Annotated in this window: 15 protein-coding genes; 2 read left to right on the forward strand and 13 right to left on the reverse strand. The window is 33.6% G+C overall.

Going from position 1 to position 16,613, the window contains the following annotated elements; genetic code table 11:
- Positions 1 to 6: 6 nt before the first annotated feature.
- The 5 genes from ilvN to ACFFLS_RS20275 all read right to left on the reverse strand — a co-directional run bounded on the left by ilvN (position 7) and on the right by ACFFLS_RS20275 (position 6,657).
- Positions 7 to 528: an acetolactate synthase small subunit gene (gene ilvN / locus ACFFLS_RS20255; RefSeq protein ID WP_379686987.1), complete on the reverse strand. Its 522-nt coding sequence runs from the start codon at positions 526 to 528 to the stop codon at positions 7 to 9.
- An 88-nt stretch (positions 529 to 616) separates the two neighbouring features.
- Positions 617 to 2,314, reverse strand: coding sequence for a biosynthetic-type acetolactate synthase large subunit (ilvB, locus tag ACFFLS_RS20260; protein ID WP_379686989.1), 1,698 nt, complete (start codon positions 2,312 to 2,314; stop codon positions 617 to 619).
- Positions 2,315 to 2,366: 52 nt separating this feature from the next.
- Positions 2,367 to 4,040 carry a dihydroxy-acid dehydratase gene (gene ilvD, locus ACFFLS_RS20265; protein WP_379686991.1) on the reverse strand — a complete coding sequence of 558 codons (1,674 nt, stop codon included), beginning with the start codon at positions 4,038 to 4,040 and terminating at the stop codon, positions 2,367 to 2,369.
- 271 nt (positions 4,041 to 4,311) lie between these two features.
- Positions 4,312 to 5,430, reverse strand: a complete 1,119-nt coding sequence (gene leuB, locus ACFFLS_RS20270) for a 3-isopropylmalate dehydrogenase (protein WP_379686992.1) — start codon at positions 5,428 to 5,430, stop codon at positions 4,312 to 4,314.
- 51 nt (positions 5,431 to 5,481) lie between these two features.
- Positions 5,482 to 6,657, reverse strand: coding sequence for a 2-isopropylmalate synthase (locus tag ACFFLS_RS20275; RefSeq protein ID WP_379686993.1), 1,176 nt, complete (start codon positions 6,655 to 6,657; stop codon positions 5,482 to 5,484).
- A 155-nt stretch (positions 6,658 to 6,812) separates the two neighbouring features.
- On the opposite strand from ACFFLS_RS20275, the gene ACFFLS_RS20280 reads away from it, so the two are divergent.
- A complete protein-coding gene (locus ACFFLS_RS20280; protein ID WP_379686995.1) occupies positions 6,813 to 8,357 on the forward strand; it encodes a hypothetical protein in 1,545 nt (514 codons plus the stop codon).
- Between the two features lie 278 nt (positions 8,358 to 8,635).
- On the opposite strand, the gene ACFFLS_RS20285 is transcribed toward ACFFLS_RS20280, so the two are convergent.
- Positions 8,636 to 10,291, reverse strand: a complete 1,656-nt coding sequence (locus ACFFLS_RS20285) for a M1 family metallopeptidase (RefSeq protein ID WP_379686996.1) — start codon at positions 10,289 to 10,291, stop codon at positions 8,636 to 8,638.
- 165 nt (positions 10,292 to 10,456) lie between these two features.
- Between ACFFLS_RS20285 and ACFFLS_RS20290 the strand changes: the two genes are divergently transcribed.
- Complete coding sequence (locus ACFFLS_RS20290) at positions 10,457 to 11,155, forward strand: carbohydrate-binding family 9-like protein (protein WP_379686997.1); 699 nt, start codon at positions 10,457 to 10,459, stop codon at positions 11,153 to 11,155.
- On the opposite strand, the gene ACFFLS_RS20295 is transcribed toward ACFFLS_RS20290, so the two are convergent.
- The 7 genes from ACFFLS_RS20295 to hisB all read right to left on the reverse strand — a co-directional run bounded on the left by ACFFLS_RS20295 (position 11,156) and on the right by hisB (position 16,537).
- Positions 11,156 to 11,755 carry a hypothetical protein gene (locus tag ACFFLS_RS20295; RefSeq protein ID WP_379686998.1) on the reverse strand — a complete coding sequence of 200 codons (600 nt, stop codon included), beginning with the start codon at positions 11,753 to 11,755 and terminating at the stop codon, positions 11,156 to 11,158.
- A gap of 156 nt (positions 11,756 to 11,911) precedes the next feature.
- Entirely contained in the window at positions 11,912 to 12,514 is a 603-nt protein-coding gene (hisIE, locus tag ACFFLS_RS20300) for a bifunctional phosphoribosyl-AMP cyclohydrolase/phosphoribosyl-ATP diphosphatase HisIE (RefSeq protein ID WP_379687694.1), read from the reverse strand.
- Between the two features lie 87 nt (positions 12,515 to 12,601).
- Positions 12,602 to 13,357, reverse strand: coding sequence for an imidazole glycerol phosphate synthase subunit HisF (gene hisF, locus ACFFLS_RS20305; protein ID WP_379687000.1), 756 nt, complete (start codon positions 13,355 to 13,357; stop codon positions 12,602 to 12,604).
- A 100-nt stretch (positions 13,358 to 13,457) separates the two neighbouring features.
- Positions 13,458 to 14,189, reverse strand: coding sequence for a 1-(5-phosphoribosyl)-5-[(5-phosphoribosylamino)methylideneamino]imidazole-4-carboxamide isomerase (gene hisA / locus ACFFLS_RS20310; RefSeq protein ID WP_379687001.1), 732 nt, complete (start codon positions 14,187 to 14,189; stop codon positions 13,458 to 13,460).
- Positions 14,190 to 14,254: 65 nt separating this feature from the next.
- A complete protein-coding gene (locus ACFFLS_RS20315; RefSeq protein ID WP_379687002.1) occupies positions 14,255 to 14,728 on the reverse strand; it encodes a hypothetical protein in 474 nt (157 codons plus the stop codon).
- 3 nt (positions 14,729 to 14,731) lie between these two features.
- Entirely contained in the window at positions 14,732 to 15,313 is a 582-nt protein-coding gene (hisH, locus tag ACFFLS_RS20320) for an imidazole glycerol phosphate synthase subunit HisH (protein ID WP_379687004.1), read from the reverse strand.
- An 87-nt stretch (positions 15,314 to 15,400) separates the two neighbouring features.
- Entirely contained in the window at positions 15,401 to 16,537 is a 1,137-nt protein-coding gene (gene hisB, locus ACFFLS_RS20325; protein ID WP_379687005.1) for a bifunctional histidinol-phosphatase/imidazoleglycerol-phosphate dehydratase HisB, read from the reverse strand.
- Positions 16,538 to 16,613 lie beyond the last annotated feature (76 nt).

Genomic DNA, 16,613 nt, shown 5'->3' on the forward strand with positions numbered 1-16,613 from the left:
ATAATACTATTTGAATGTTTCTAAAAGCGATGAAATTTCCATTTTTTCTTTAGAAACTGAAATTCTGCCAGAACGTACAAATTGCATGATACCGTAAGGCTTAAACTTATTGTACAATTCTTCTATTTCTGAACGCCTTCCTGATTTAGAAATCACAAAGAAATCTCTCGAAACAGTAACAATTGTTGACTGGCTATCTTTTATGATGTTTTGTATTTGTTTTTCATCAAATAACAAACTCGAAGCGATTTTAAACAGAGCATTTTCTAAGAAAATAGTCTCCTCATCTGTGTGATAAAATGCTTTTATAACATCAATTTGTTTTTCGATTTGCCCAACAATATTCTGAACCCATTTTTCTGTAGTATTTACTACTATAATGAATCTTGAAACATTCTCTATTTCTGATTCTGAAACGTTTAGACTTAATATATTAATGTGGCGCTTTAAGAATATTCCAGATATTCTATTCAATAAACCCACAGTATTTTCTGAATATACGGATATTGTAAATGTTTTATCTTCCATTTTTTTTTAGTTTATTTTGTTTCAAGTTTCACCTTTCAAGTTCTGCTGAGAACGTGAAACTTAAAACTTGAAACCTGAAACCTTTTTCTTAGCTTAATCTAATTTCAGAAACACATGCTCCCGTTGGAATCATTGGGAAAACGTTATTCTCTTTTTCAATCATAACTTCTAAGAAATAAGAATCTTTTGAAGCCAGCATTTCAGCTACAGCTGCATCCAAATCTTCTCTTTGTGTTACTTTTTTAGATTTTATATGATAACCTTCTGCAATAGCAACAAAATTTGGGTTTGTCATTCTTGTAGAAGCATATCTGTTGTCAAAGAACAATTCCTGCCATTGACGCACCATTCCTAAAAATTCATTGTTTAAGATGACAATTTTTACTGGTACTTTAGTTTGAAAAATAGTTCCTAGCTCCTGAATAGTCATCTGAAAACCACCATCACCAATAATTGCAACTACTTCTCTTTCTGGCTGTCCCATTTTTGCTCCGATTGCCGCCGGAAGCGCAAATCCCATTGTTCCTAAACCGCCAGAAGTAATATTACTTTTTGATGAATTAAATTTCGCATATCGGCAAGCAAACATTTGATGCTGACCAACATCACTTACGATAATAGCATCTCCTTTTGAATGTTTGTTGATCATTTCAACGGTTTCACCCATAGAAATTCCTTTATCATTGCTCGGATTCAATTCTTCTTTAATTACAGTATCAAATTCGATTTTGTGCAATTCCTTGAATTCATTATGCCAAGCTTCATGAGATTTTTGATCAATCAATGGCAAAAGAGCGGCTAACGATTCTTTTACATCGCCTAGAACAGCAACTTCTGTTTTTACATTCTTATCAATCTCTGCAGGATCAATTTCGAAGTGAATTACTTTAGCTTGTTTTGCATAAGTATTCAGATTTCCTGTAACGCGATCGTCAAAACGCATTCCGAAAGCAATTAAAACATCACATTCGTTTGTTTTTATGTTTGGTGCATAGTTACCGTGCATTCCTAACATTCCAACATTTAAAGGATGATCTGTTGGAAGTGCAGAAAGCCCCAGAATTGTCCAAGCAGCAGGAATTCCTGATTTTTCTACCACAGCTTTAAATTCAGCCTCAGCTCTACCAAGAATAATCCCTTGTCCAAAAACAATCATAGGTTTTTTGGCACTGTTAATCAAAGCTGCTGCTTCAGCAACTTTATCCAATTTCAATTTCGGAACCGGATTATAACTTCTTATTCCAGTACATTTTTCATAACTAAAATCAAATTCGTCAAACTGAGCATTCTTAGTTATATCTACCAATACTGGACCTGGACGGCCAGAACGTGCAATATAAAATGCTTTGGCCATAATTTCTGGAATCTGAGAAGCCTCAGTAACCTGAAAATTCCATTTGGTGACTGGAGTTGAAATTCCGATAATATCTGTTTCTTGAAAAGCATCAGAACCTAACAAATGTCTTCCAACTTGTCCTGTAATGCAAACCATAGGCGTAGAATCAATCTGCGCATCTGCAATTCCGGTCACTAAATTTGTAGCTCCAGGCCCTGAAGTAGCAATAGCCACCCCTACTTTTCCTGTTGCTCTAGCATATCCCTGAGCCGCGTGAGTAGCGCCTTGCTCATGACGCACTAACACATGGTGCAATTGATCTTGAAACTTATATAATTCATCATAAACCGGCATTATGGCTCCTCCTGGATAACCATAAATTAAATCTACGCCTTCTTCTAGTAAACATCTAATAACGGCTTCAGCGCCTGATATTCTTATTTTTCCCATTGTGGTAATTATTTTTTAGAACTTGAGCTTTTCAAATTCACTTTTTTGTCGATTATTTATCGGTAACGCAACCTGTAGATGCGCTAGAAACCGATCTAGCATATTTAAGCAAAACTCCTCTGTCAACTTTTAAAGGAGGTTGAATCCAACTCGCTTTGCGGGCTGCAAATTCTTCATCAGATATTTTTAAATCGATAGTGTTTTTTACAGCGTCAATGGCAATTAAATCACCGTCTTTAACAAATGCAATACCTCCACCATCATAGGCTTCTGGTGTAACGTGACCTACCACGAATCCATGCGAACCTCCAGAAAAACGACCATCTGTAATAAGAGCACAGCTGCTTCCTAATCCTGCTCCAATAATTGCCGATGTAGGTTTTAGCATTTCAGGCATTCCTGGACCACCTTTTGGTCCGCAATACCTGATGACGACTACACTTCCCGGTTTAATTTTTCCGGCCTGAAGACCTGGAATTACTTCAAATTCACCTTCAAATACCACGGCTGGACCTTCAAAATATTCTCCTTCTTTTCCACTGATTTTTGCTACAGCACCTTCAGAAGCAAGATTTCCATATAATACCTGAATATTTCCTGTTGGTTTTAATGCTTTTTGTATCTCGTGAATAACTTCTTGTCCGTCTTGCAAATCTGGAGTTTCAGCTAAATTTTCTGCTACCGTTTTTCCAGTTACGGTCAAACAATCTCCATGAATAAGTCCCACTTTCAATAAATATTTCATTACTGAAGGAATACCTCCAACAGCGTGAATATCTTCCATCATATATTTACCACTTGGCTTCATGTCTGCCAACACTGGCGTCCTGTCGTTAATTGCCTGAAAATCATCTAAAGTAACTTCAATACCAACAGAATGTGCCATTGCGATCAAGTGCATAACCGCATTTGTAGAACCTCCTAAAACTGCTACAATTGTAATAGCATTTTCAAAAGCTTTGCGAGTCATGATGTCTCTTGGCTTAATATCTTTTTCTAATAAAATTCTTATTGCAGCTCCGGCAGCAGCGCATTCGTCTCTTTTTTCTTGGCTCAAAGCAGGGTTAGAAGAGCTGTAAGGCAAACTCATTCCTAAAGCTTCAATCGCAGACGACATTGTATTTGCAGTGTACATTCCCCCACATGCACCTGGTCCAGGGCAAGAATTCTGAATAACACCTTTAAAATCTTCTGGAGTAATTTCATTTCTAACTTTTTTACCTAGAGCTTCAAAAGCAGAAACAATATTCAATGATTCACCTTTCCATTTTCCTGAGTGAATCGATCCACCGTAAACCATCATTGCAGGTCGGTTCAATCTTCCCATTGCAATTAACGCACCTGGCATATTCTTATCACAGCCCGGAATTGCAATTACACCATCGTACCATTGCGCTCCAACAACCGTTTCAATCGAATCGGCAATTACGTCGCGTGAAACCAATGAATAACGCATTCCTTCTGTTCCGTTAGAGATACCGTCACTGACACCAATGGTATTAAAAATAAGTCCGACAAGATCTGCATCCCAAACACCTTTTTTAACATCTTTTGCTAAATCGTTCAAGTGCATGTTACAAGTGTTACCATCGTAACCCATGCTCACAATTCCGACTTGTGCTTTTTTCAAATCTTCTTCAGTTAAACCAATTCCGTACAACATCGCTTGCGCCGCAGGCTGTGTTTGATCTTGAGTGATGGTCTTGCTGTACTTATTTAATTCCATTATTGTTTTGTTTTATTTTTAATTTTTATTCAAAAAAAAACCTTCCAGTATTTGGAAGGTTTCTAATATAGTTTTTCAATTATATTTATAACATTCCCGATGCAGATGTGCGAAACACATTGACAACAACGACAGAAGTAATAATAATTGAGATTTGCATCATTTTATTTTTTTAACGTTACAAAAGTATAAAAACTCAAGGAACTAAAAAAATAAAATCTCAACATTTTCAATACTTCTTGTTATTATCTTTACTTTTTAACAAAAAATATTAAACAATTGTAGATTGTCCAATACTAACATTGTCATTATTAAAATACAGTAAATCATCTTTACTGAAAATAAAGTTCGAAACAAACTCTCCTACTTCATTTGTTCCAAATTTAGAATCTGGTTTCAAATCGACAGTAACTACTTTGTACTCAATTGCTTTCTCTACCGCTTTATAAACTACATTAGCTTCTTTAGTTAATCCAAAATGTTCTAACAAAAGTCCTGCTGCTAAAATAGAAGCAATTGGATTGGCGATATTTTTTCCTTTTGCCTGGGGATATGATCCGTGAATTGGCTCAAACAAAGCATTTTTTTCTCCTAAAGATACTGATGGCAATAAACCGATTGATCCAGTAATTACGCTTGCTTCATCAGATAAAATATCTCCAAACAAATTTTCCGTCAAAATCACATCAAACTGTTTCGGATTTAAAATCAACTGCATTGCTGCATTGTCAACAAATAAGAAGTCAAGCTTAACATCTGGATAATTTTCGCTAACGTTCTGAACTACTTTTCTCCACAATCTTGAAGTTTCCAAAACATTTGCTTTGTCTACCATTGTTAGCTTTTTACGTCGTTTTTGCGCCGATTTAAAAGCCAAATGTGCAATTCTGGTAATTTCTTCTTCTGAATATTCACATAAATCTGAGGCGTGTGTCCCTTCTTCATTAAGTGTTTTTGTACCAAAATATGCACCACCTGTTAATTCTCTGAAAATTGTAAAATCAGCTCCTTCAATAATTTCTCTTTTTAAAGGAGAAGCTTCAATTAGCGCTTTATAAGGTTTAATCGGGCGAATGTTAGCAAACAACCCTAATTCTTTACGAAGTTTCAACAATCCCTGTTCCGGACGAACCTTTGCATTTGGGTTATTATCATATTTTGGGTCACCAATTGCACCAAGCAAAACTGCATCTGTATTTAAACACAGATTTAAGGTTTGTTCCGGCAACGGATTTCCTGTTTTATCGATTGCAACAGCTCCCATCAGCGCATCTTCAAAAACAAATTCATGATTGTAAACTTCACCAATAGCATATAATGCTTTCTTGGCTTGTAAAATAACTTCAGGCCCAATTCCATCTCCCGGCAAAACTGCAATTTTCAAATTCATAACGTCTCGTTCTTTATGTATTTAAATCCTTTATTGTTCCTATTTTAATAATTAGCTTCTAATTAAATCTCCTTCTATTTTAGATGCTTCAATAATTTGATGAATATCAGAATCAACAACTTCTTTTTTGATATCAGCAAATTTCAAGAACTCAATATATACAATGTCTAATTGTACTTTTGTAAGTTCATACCCTACTTTTTTGGCACGGTAAGCCAAAGCTGCTCTTCCGCTTCTAGCTGTCAATATAATAGACGATTCATTTACTCCTACATCAAGCGGATCCATGATTTCGTAAGTTGCTCTGTTTTTGATAACGCCATCTTGGTGAATTCCTGAACTGTGAGCAAATGCATTGGCACCAACAATCGCTTTGTTTGGCTGTACAATCATTCCCATGCTTTCAGAAACCAAACGACTCATTGCATTTAATTCTCTTGTATTGATATTTGTATCTAAATTCAAATATGGATGTTGTTTGAAAATCATTACCACTTCTTCAAGTGCCGTATTTCCAGCTCTTTCTCCAATACCATTAATAGTACATTCAATTTGTCTTGCTCCATTTATAGCTCCTGCGATTGAATTTGCAGTGGCCATTCCTAAATCATTATGACAGTGACATGAAAGGATTACGTTTTCGATTCCTTTTACGTTTTCTTTTAAATATTTGATTTTTGCTCCGTATTCTTCCGGTAAGCAATATCCTGTTGTATCAGGAATATTTAAAACAGTTGCTCCCGATTTAATAACTTCTTCACAAACTTTAGCCAAAAATGCATTATCAGTTCTACCTGCGTCTTCTGCATAAAATTCAACGTCTTCTACATATGACTTCGCATGCGCAACAGCAAATTTTGCTCTGGCAATAATATCTTCTGGAGTAGTGTTTAATTTGTGGAGGATATGAGATTCTGAAGTTCCGATTCCTGTATGGATTCTAGGTTTTTTAGCATTTTTAAGTGCGGCTGCCGCAACATCAATGTCGTTTTTTACGGCTCTTGTAAGTCCGCACACTGTTGCGTTTTCGACAATTTTACAAATCTCAGAGACCGATAAAAAATCGCCTGGACTTGACACGGGAAAGCCTGCTTCGATGATATCAACTCCCATCTGATCTAGTCGTTCTGCGATAACTAACTTTTGTTTAGTATCTAACTTACATCCTGGGACCTGTTCGCCGTCGCGTAAAGTGGTGTCAAAAATTTGAACTTTCTCTCTATTCATATTCATTTATTTAATGTAATTTCACATCTTGATAACAAATATATATTGAAGTAACGCAGTGCGAAATTCATTTTAATGAAATTATACTGTTCATAAAACAATTTATACTATATCAATAACCTAAATATCAGTAAGTTACACTATTATTTTTTACAATGGCTAACCATCAAAAAGATTTCTTATTTGTATTAATAAAATCACTTTCAAAATCAGAGAAAAGACAATTTAAAATTTTTGCAAGCCGATTAGAAACCAGTTCTAATACAAAATTTATTGAATTGTTTAATATTTTGGATAAATCTGAAACTTATGATGAAAAACTTATTCTGAAGAGCGGCATTATACAAAAAGTGCAGCTATCTAACTTAAAATCATATCTATACAAGCAAATTTTAGTAAGCATCAGGCTGAATATTCCGAGCCAGAACATTCGCTATCAATTGCGCGAACAAATGGATTTTGCAGTTATTCTTTACAACAAAGGATTGTACAAACAGAGTTTGAAGATTCTCGACAAGACAAAACAGCAAGCCTTAGAGAATGACGAAAAATATATGGCGTATGAAATTGTTGAATTCGAAAAACTGATCGAATCACAATATATTACCCGAAGTATTCAAGGTCGTGCCGACGAATTGGTTGTTCAGGCAAAAGAATTGAATTATCGCAATACGATTTCGAGCAAACTATCAAACTTATCGCTTCAGTTGTACGGAATCATGTTAAAAACCGGCTATGTAAAAAGTGATGCAGAGTATAAATATATAGACGATTATTTTAACAAACATATCGCGAAACTGGATGAAAGCAAATTTGGTTTCCGTGAAAAATATTGGTTTTATAATGCAAGTCTTTGGAGAAGTTTCTTGGTTCAGGATTTTTTGGCCAGCTACAAATTTGCTTATAAATGGGTGACGCTGTTTTACGATAATCCGAATATGATTTATCTTAATCCGGTGTTTTTCTTAAAAGGAAATCACTATTTTCTGGAATCGCTTTATATGTTGAAATATAAATCTAATTTCAAAAAATATCTGAATAAACTTGAGGAAACTATCGCTGATCCTAAATTTCCTGTAAATGACAATATTGCATCGCTATCCTTTCTGTATGTCTACAACAACAAGCTAAATTTACACATATTAGCTGGAACTTTTGCTGAAAGCGAATATCTGATTCCAGAAATTTTAGAAAAAATAAAACTTCATAGCGATCATCTTGACGAACATCACGAAATGTTGTTTTTCTATAAGATAGCATCTATTTATTTTGGAAATGAAAAATACAACGAATGCATTTTTTATCTTGATAAAATCATCAATAACAAGAACTTAACCATGCGCGAAGACCTTATGTGCTTTGCCAGATTGTTGTCTTTGATTGCTCATTATGAAATCGGAAAAGATTATTATTTAGAAAATCACCTTAAGAATACTTATAAGTTTTTAATTAAAATGAATGATTTACATGAAGTGCAAAAAGAGATTATTAAATTTTTGAGAAACCTAAATAATTTTTATCCGGCAGACATTAAAAAAGAATTCAAGAAAATGCATACTCGTTTTGTTGAATTAGAGAAAAGCACTTACGAAAAAAGAGCTTTTTTATATCTTGATATTATTTCATGGCTTGAAAGCAAAATCGAAAACCGAAAAATTGCTGATATTATTAAGGAGAAAGCGAAATTGAACAATAGATAAATTTAAATTCCAATTTTTTAAATTCTAATAAAAAAGCCCTTAAGGCTTTTTTGTCATTTCGACCGAAGGGAGAAATCACACTAGTATTTCCGCAAAGGTAATCGCCAATCTTTGCAGAGTTTCGAGTGTGATTTCTCCCTTCGGTCGAAATGACAAACTATAATAAACCCGACAGGTTTTAAAAATCTATCGGATTTATTTGTCACAAAAAATCCCAAACTTCAATCCCGATGCTTCGGGAGGAATTTGGGATTTTAAAATTGAAATTTATCGAATTTTTATTCGATTATATTAGAAGTAGTCACGTAGAAGTTTTTATCTACTTCCAGTTTTCTATCCTCATTTGTAGTTTTTACAGACTGCCATTCAGTTGTTGGTATCAGCCAAGTTTCTTCTCCATTTATCTTGACTTTTACCGGCATATCAAATTTAGCTACACAATTCGTCCAGTGATATCCTAGAGTTCCGTTTTTAAACATATATTCAAAAACTGGAATTTTAGTTGTAGTCAAATATTGAGCAAAAACGCGATTGAAGTTTACTCCCGAATGCTCATTAATATAATCTTGAATCTGCTTAGAAGTAACGGTCTGATGGTAAAAAGTCTTATTCAAACCTCTTAAAATCGATTTCCATTTTGCATCATCATTAATTACCTGACGAATAGTGTGCAGCATATTAGCTCCTTTCGGATACATATCTCCAGAACCTTCATTATTTACATCATAATGACCAATAATTGGTTTGTCATTCTGTATGTTTTTTCTGCATCCAACTACATATTCAGCTCCAGCTTCTTTTCCGTAATAATATTCTACAAAGAGACTTTCAGAATAATTGGTAAAACTTTCGTGTATCCACATATCGGCAATGTCTTTGTATGTGATATTGTTAGCAAACCACTCGTGGCCAGATTCATGAATAATGATAAAATCAAATTTTAATCCCCAGCCGGTTCCGCTTAAATCACGTCCTAAATATCCTTTTTTATATTCATTACCGTAAGTAACAGAACTCTGATGTTCCATACCTAAATAAGGAACTTCAACCAATTTATAGCTGTCTTCGTAAAATGGATAAGGTCCAAACCAATTTTCAAAAGCTTTCAGCATTTTTGGAGCATCTTTAAAATGTTCTTTAGCCAAAGCCAAATTATCTCTCAATACATAATAACTACAATCTAAATTGCCTTTTTCTCCTTTAAATACTTCAGAGAAATTTACATAATCACCAATATTGATGTTTACGCCATAATTGTTGATTGGATTTGAGACATACCAATTAAATGTTTTCGTTCCGTCTTTTTCTTTTTTAACGCTTTGCAATCTTCCGTTAGAAACCTCTGTCAAATCTCCAGGAACATTTACACTGATCAACATGTTTTCTACTTCATCATACATATGATCTTTGCATGGCCACCAAACGCTCGCACCTAAACCTTGACAAGATGTAGCGATAAAATCTTTTCCGTTTTTATCTTTTTTCCAAGAAAACCCACCATCCCAAGGAGCTCTAACAGCTTCTTTAGGCTTCCCGTTATATGAAATTACAATCTCTTTAGTATCACCTACTTTTTGTTTTTCATTTAAAGTAATAAAGAAAGCATTTCCATCTCTCTCAAACTTTAAATCTTTTCCGTTCTGAGTTACTTTTGTAATGTTCATTGGTTGCTGCAAATCAATCTGCATTCTATTGTTCTCTGTTAAAACAGTATAACGAACCGTATTAGATCCAGAAATTGATTTTTCAGAAGGATTTACTTTTACATTCAAATGATAGTATTTTAAATCCCACCAAGCTCTTTCTTTTGTGATGCTTCCGCGTAAAGTGTCCTGGTGTGTGAAAGTAGTTTCGGATTTATTTAGAAGACCTTGGGCATTAGAAATAAAACCGATAAAAAAGGCAATTAAAGCGCTGCCAATGTATTTTTTCATTATTGCAATTTTTAAAAAATAGAAACGTAAGCCATTCGATAATTCTGACAAATGTAAACAATCTTGTCACTCATTTGAGAATTTAACACTTTTGATTTGGGACTATAGGTGTTAAAATTCATTAAAGTTCTGTATTTTAGCGTTTTTAAAATCCTACTACTTTTGATGAATACCAAACTTTTTTACTGTTTTTGGTTTATAGTTATTACCTCTACAAATTACGCCCAGAATATCTTCATTCATAAAACAAATGAAAAGATTAAAATAGACGGAAATTTATCCGAATGGAAAACTCCATTTTTAGGTCCTTTTAAAATTCATAATACAGGCGAAAAAGCTTCTCAAAATACTTTTGTATCACTTGCGTGGAATGATAAAAACCTTTATTTAGCATGCCGTACTGAAGACTCCAAAATTATAGGAAAACGGCAACCAAAAGATTCTAAAATTTATGAAACAGATGATTTGGTTGAAATCTTTATTGATCCCGACGGAGACGGACAAAACTATGTTGAAATTGGTGTAAATGCTTTTTCAACCTATTATGATATGTTGCTAAAATGCATTTCTTCTGAATGCGGAGGATGGAATACTTCTACAGATTATGACATTTCTGGTCTAAAAGCAGCAAGCAAAACAACACTTGAAGGTTTTTCTACCGAAATAAAAATTCCTTTTGCTAGTTTGGAAAAAATTAAAACTGGAGGTTTTAAGAAACCTAAAAAGAACACCAAATGGAAAGGAAATCTTTTTAGAATCGATTATGGAAACACTACAGAATATCAAGCCTTACAAACATATAAAAGTGGTAAATTTGGTTTTCATCAGCCAGAAGAATTTGCTGTTTTTGAGTTTTTGGAATAACTAATTATTTAGTAGAATAATTGCTTCTGTTGGTTTAAAATACTCCGCGTTATCAACTAAAAACTTAAAAGCTGTATTGTTTTTTGCTATTCTATAAACTTCAAAAATGGATTTATTACGTACAAAATAGCAATTTTGATAAAATCTATCATTAAAGTTTCCATAAAACGTATAGGTTTCCAGAAACATAGCAATACCTTTCTTTAAAACTGTTGGATTTGAAAAATCCTTAGGGAGAAATATATTTGGAAAACTATTATCATCTACATATAATTCTCCAGTACTCTCATTAATTGGATAAAAATTACCATTTGGCAGTTTTTCTAAAAACAAAATTAATCTCTGTCCTGCTTTTAATTCTTTAATTCTAGGATCACATAACCATTCTTCCCAAATAACTACATTTATTTTCAAGTTTGATTTTCCTTTAACAAATTCACTTATCGTAAATTGATATTCTTTTTTTGAGACCTTAGAGATAGTTCCATCAACTATTAAAACAGCTTTAGAAATCACTATTGAATATGGCGTAACATTTTTCTTAAAACCATAGTTTAAAGTCGGAACTAATAATAAAAGCAAACATACAACTAATCTCATATCAATATTATTTGATACTAAAATAACATATTTTTCTCTCATTTCGACCGAAGGGAGAAATCGCACTAGTGAATCGACAAAGATTGGAGATATACTTTGCGGAGTTTTTAGTGCGATTTCTCCCTTCGGTCGAAATGACAAGACTTGTTCTAAATATTACTTTTGACGTTTCTTCAAAACATCCACAACATCATTTAATTGATATCCTTTTGCTTGCAATAAAATCAAATAATGAAAAAGTAAATCGGCGCTTTCGCTAAGGAACAAATCATCATTATTATCTTTTGCTTCAATTACAACTTCTACTGCTTCTTCACCAACTTTCTGAGCAATCTTATTAATTCCTTTTTCGAACAAAGAAGCTACATAACTTTTCTCCGAATCAGCATTTTCTCTACGTGTTTTGATCGTGTTTTCTAATTGAGAAATAAAACCATAATTTTCCTCATTTGGTTCCTGCCAGCAAGTATCTGCGCCAGTGTGGCAAGTTGGCCCAACTGGTTTTGCCTGAATCAAGAGTGTATCTCCGTCGCAGTCATTTTTGATGCTTACTAAATTTAAAAAGTTACCACTCTCCTCGCCTTTTGTCCAAAGTCTTTGTTTGGAACGGCTGAAGAAAGTTACTTTTTGTGTTTCTATTGTTTTTTGAAGCGACTCTTCGTTCATATAACCCAGCATCAAAACATTTTTCGTCTCTGAATCCTGAATTATAGCCGGAATTAATCCGTGTGCGCTTTTGATATCGATGTCCATTTTAATATTAGATTTTAGATTTTAGATTTTAGATTTCCAAAATCATGTTATTTTTAGATTTTTTGAAATTTGGAATTTCAAAACTGAGATTTTTTACAATCTTACTTCAATTCCATTGTTTCTTAATTCTTGTTTCAAAGCTTTGATTTCGATTTCTTTAAAATGAAAAACACTTGCTGCCAAAGCGGCGTCTGCTTTTCCTTCTTGAAACGAATCTACGAAATGCTGTATATTTCCGGCACCACCAGAAGCGATAATTGGAATATTTACTAATTGGGAAAGTTTAGCTAAAGCTTCGTTTGCGAATCCGTTTTTAGTTCCGTCGTTATCCATTGAAGTGAATAAGATTTCGCCAGCTCCGCGTTCAGCCACTTCTACTGCCCAATCAAATAAATTTAATTCTGTTGGAACTTTTCCACCAACTAAATGTACTATCCATTGTCCGTCGATTTGTTTGGCATCGATTGCTACAACAACACACTGACTTCCGAATTTCTGTGCTAAATCATTTATCAACTGCGGATTTTTCACTGCCGATGAATTGATAGAAACTTTATCAGCTCCATTATTCAACAGAATTTCAACATCTTCTACAGATGAAATTCCACCGCCAACAGTAAACGGAATATTGATTTTTTCCGCTACACTTCTTACCATATTCACTAACGTTTTGCGACGTTCTTCAGTAGCTGAAATATCAAGAAAAACCAATTCATCTGCGCCTTCAGCAGAATAAATTTCAGCTAATTCTACCGGATCTCCAGCATCACGTAAGTCAACGAAATTAACGCCTTTTACGGTTCTTCCGTTTTTTATATCTAAACAAGGTATGATTCTTTTTGCTAACATTTATTTAATGTGTCAATTTATAAATTAGATAATTTGAAAATTAGATAATTAGATAATTTCACTGAACGCAAAATAATTTTCTAATTATCTAATTGGCACATTATCTCAATTTTCTAATTATAAAATCTTCTAACTGTTTCAGGCTAATTCTCCCTTCGTAAATCGCTTTTCCGATGATGGTTCCTTCACAGCCTAATTCGGCTAGTTTTGGTAATTCGTCAAAAGTTGAAATTCCGCCAGAAGCGATTAATTTTACTCCCTTAGCTTCTGCTAAAATTTTGCTATACAAATCAAAACTTGGGCCTTGAAGCATTCCGTCTTTAGCAATATCAGTACATATAACGTACTGAATTCCTTTTGACTGATAATCTTGAATAAATGGTATTAAATCTTCGTTTGATTCTTCTAACCAGCCAGAAACCGCAATTTTTTCGTCTTTTGCATCAGCACCTAAAATAATTTTTTCGGAACCGTATTCTGAAATCCATTTTTCGAAAATTGCTCTGTTTTTTACAGCAATACTTCCTCCTGTAATTTGGTTTGCACCACTTTCAAAAGCAATTCTCAAATCATCATCTGATTTTAACCCGCCACCAAAATCAATTTTTAAGCTTGTTTGTGTTGCGATTTGTTCTAATATCTTATGATTGACAATTTTGCTTGATTTTGCACCGTCTAAGTCAACTAAATGCAGATGTTCGATTCCGTGCGCTTCAAATGATTTTGCCACTTCAAGCGGATTCTCATTGTAAATTATCTTGGTATCATAATCACCTTTGGACAAACGAACACATTTTCCTTCAATGATATCTATAGCTGGTATTATTCTCATTTTTTGATATTTTAGATTTCTGATTTTAGATTTTAGATTCTAAAACTGAAATTTTTTTTATTTTTTTAATTAACGTCTATTGCTAAATCATTACTGAAATAACTTTTCCAAAACTCAATAACAATTTTAATTTCTTCATTAAAATCTAATATAGTTCCATCTTCTAATTCAATTTCCAATCTTGAAACATCAAAATCATCACTCGAAAAGTCTTCTTTGCAAAAATCACCTTCATGTATATTTGTTGTTTTTATAAATGCCTTAGGTCTATCAAGATTATTATGCTTTGAAGAGTTTGCTATATCATGCATTATTTTTAGAGAGTTACATCTTGGATATAGTGAAATCCTTAAATCTCCAATGTTTTGATAACCATGTATATTTACAAATTCTACAAGAATCCAATCGATAATATGCCAAGCATTTGTACATAAATTATTTGCCTTATATTCAACTAAATCATCTTTAAGAAAATCTTCATATTCGAATATTAATTCTTTGAGCTTTTTTGTTGAATCTTCAATAAAAGATTTAGCCATAATTTACATTTTCAAAAAATTGCCTAAAATCTTTTCTCCAACATCACCACTTTTTTCTGGGTGAAACTGAGTTCCGTAAAAATTATCTTTTTGCAAAGCCGATGCATATTCTACGTCGTAATTCGTTGTAGCAATGGCTTCATCGCAATTTGGCGCATAAAAACTGTGAACCAAATACATGAATTCATTTTCAGAAATTCCTTTAAACAAATCGGTTTTTAAGTCATAAATCTGATTCCATCCCATTTGTGGCACTTTTACGTTGTTGGAGAATTTCAAAACATCAACATCAAAAATTCCTAAACCTTCTGTATTTCCTTCTTCGGTTTTATTGCACATTAACTGCATTCCAAGACAGATTCCTAATACAGGTTGTTTCAATTCCGGAATCAAACTATCTAAACTGCTCTCGCGAAGTTTGCTCATAGCCGAACTTGCCTCGCCCACACCAGGAAAAATCACTTTATCTGCCGATTTAATCTCGTCTGGATTATTACTCAAAACAGCTTTAAAACCCAATCTTTCAATAGCAAACATGATGCTCTGAATATTTCCTGCTCCGTAATTTATAATTACTATTTTCATTAGTTTATGTTTCAGGTTTCAAGTCTCAAGTTTCATGTTACTATACAGAACCTGAAACTTGAAACTTGAAACAATTTTCAACCTTTTTTAAAGCATTCCCTTCGTTGAAGGCAGAATCATTTTTTCAGTGTCTCTTTTTACGGCTACTTTTATTGCTTTTGCGAAAGCTTTAAAAATGGCTTCAATTTTATGATGTTCGTTGATTCCTTCTGCTTTGATATTTAAATTCGCTTTTGCACCGTCTGTGAATGATTTAAAGAAATGATAAAACATTTCAGTTGGCATTTTACCCACCATTTCACGTTTAAATTCCGTTTCCCAGATCAGCCAGTTTCTCCCTCCAAAGTCAATTGCTGCTTGTGCTAAACAATCGTCCATTGGCAAGCAGAAACCATAACGTTCAATTCCTAATTTATTACCTAACGCTTTGGCGAAAACTTCTCCCAATGCGATTGCTGTATCTTCAATTGTATGGTGTTCATCGACTTCTAAATCACCTTTCACAAGGATTTCCAAGTCCATTTGACCATGACGTGAGATTTGATCTAACATATGATCAAAAAAAGCAATTCCCGTATCGATTTTGCTTTTTCCTGTTCCGTCAAGGTTTAGATTGATATAAATATCTGTTTCGTTTGTTTTTCTTGTGATTGAAGCTGAACGTGCTTCTAATTTTAAAAACTCATAGATTTTCTTCCAATCCATTGTTTGCAAAACGATTGTTTCGTTCAATTCTTCACGTTTTGCCGAAATTTCGTTACTTCCTGCTCCGTCAGTATCATTCATGAAAATGGCCTTTGCGCCAAGGTTTTTTGCCAACTCCACATCAGTTAAACGATCACCTAAAACAAAAGAATTCTCTAAATCATATTCCGGATTATTCAAATATTTTGTCAACATTCCGGTTCTTGGCTTACGTGTAGGTGCATTTTCTTCTGGAAAAGTTCTGTCCACAAAGATTTCATCAAAAACAACTCCTTCATTTTCAAAGGCTTTTAAAATAAAATTCTGCGTTGGCCAAAAGGTATTTTCAGGAAAACTATCTGTTCCTAATCCGTCCTGATTGGTTACCATTGCTAATTCGTAATCTAATTCATTAGCAATTTTAGCCAGATATTGAAAAGCTTTTGGATAAAACTCCAGTTTATCCAAACTGTCTAATTGATAATTTTCAGGTTCTAAAACAATCGTTCCGTCACGATCGATAAAAAGTACTTTTTTCATGTGTTAGTTTTTTTGCCACAGATTTCAAAGATTAAAAAGGATTTTTTTATTCTGTTTGCATTTATCCTTTGCCACG

Origin of the sequence: Flavobacterium procerum (assembly GCF_042431625.1) — a bacterium.
GTDB lineage: Bacteria > Bacteroidota > Bacteroidia > Flavobacteriales > Flavobacteriaceae > Flavobacterium > Flavobacterium procerum.

Bases quoted from the DNA above. Each gene is read 5' to 3' on its own strand.
- ilvD (WP_379686991.1), bottom strand. From the start codon at position 4,040: ATGGAATTAAATAAGTACAGCAAGACCATCACTCAAGATCAAACACAG.
- hisB (WP_379687005.1), bottom strand. From the start codon at position 16,537: ATGAAAAAAGTACTTTTTATCGATCGTGACGGAACGATTGTTTTAGAA.
- ilvB (WP_379686989.1), bottom strand. From the start codon at position 2,314: ATGGGAAAAATAAGAATATCAGGCGCTGAAGCCGTTATTAGATGTTTA.
- hisF (WP_379687000.1), bottom strand. From the start codon at position 13,357: ATGTTAGCAAAAAGAATCATACCTTGTTTAGATATAAAAAACGGAAGA.
- ilvN (WP_379686987.1), bottom strand. From the start codon at position 528: ATGGAAGATAAAACATTTACAATATCCGTATATTCAGAAAATACTGTG.
- hisA (WP_379687001.1), bottom strand. From the start codon at position 14,189: ATGAGAATAATACCAGCTATAGATATCATTGAAGGAAAATGTGTTCGT.
- hisH (WP_379687004.1), bottom strand. From the start codon at position 15,313: ATGAAAATAGTAATTATAAATTACGGAGCAGGAAATATTCAGAGCATC.
- ACFFLS_RS20290 (WP_379686997.1), top strand. From the start codon at position 10,457: ATGAATACCAAACTTTTTTACTGTTTTTGGTTTATAGTTATTACCTCT.
- ACFFLS_RS20285 (WP_379686996.1), bottom strand. From the start codon at position 10,291: ATGAAAAAATACATTGGCAGCGCTTTAATTGCCTTTTTTATCGGTTTT.
- ACFFLS_RS20275 (WP_379686993.1), bottom strand. From the start codon at position 6,657: ATGAATAGAGAGAAAGTTCAAATTTTTGACACCACTTTACGCGACGGC.
- ACFFLS_RS20315 (WP_379687002.1), bottom strand. From the start codon at position 14,728: ATGGCTAAATCTTTTATTGAAGATTCAACAAAAAAGCTCAAAGAATTA.
- ACFFLS_RS20295 (WP_379686998.1), bottom strand. From the start codon at position 11,755: ATGAGATTAGTTGTATGTTTGCTTTTATTATTAGTTCCGACTTTAAAC.
- ACFFLS_RS20280 (WP_379686995.1), top strand. From the start codon at position 6,813: ATGGCTAACCATCAAAAAGATTTCTTATTTGTATTAATAAAATCACTT.
- leuB (WP_379686992.1), bottom strand. From the start codon at position 5,430: ATGAATTTGAAAATTGCAGTTTTGCCGGGAGATGGAATTGGGCCTGAA.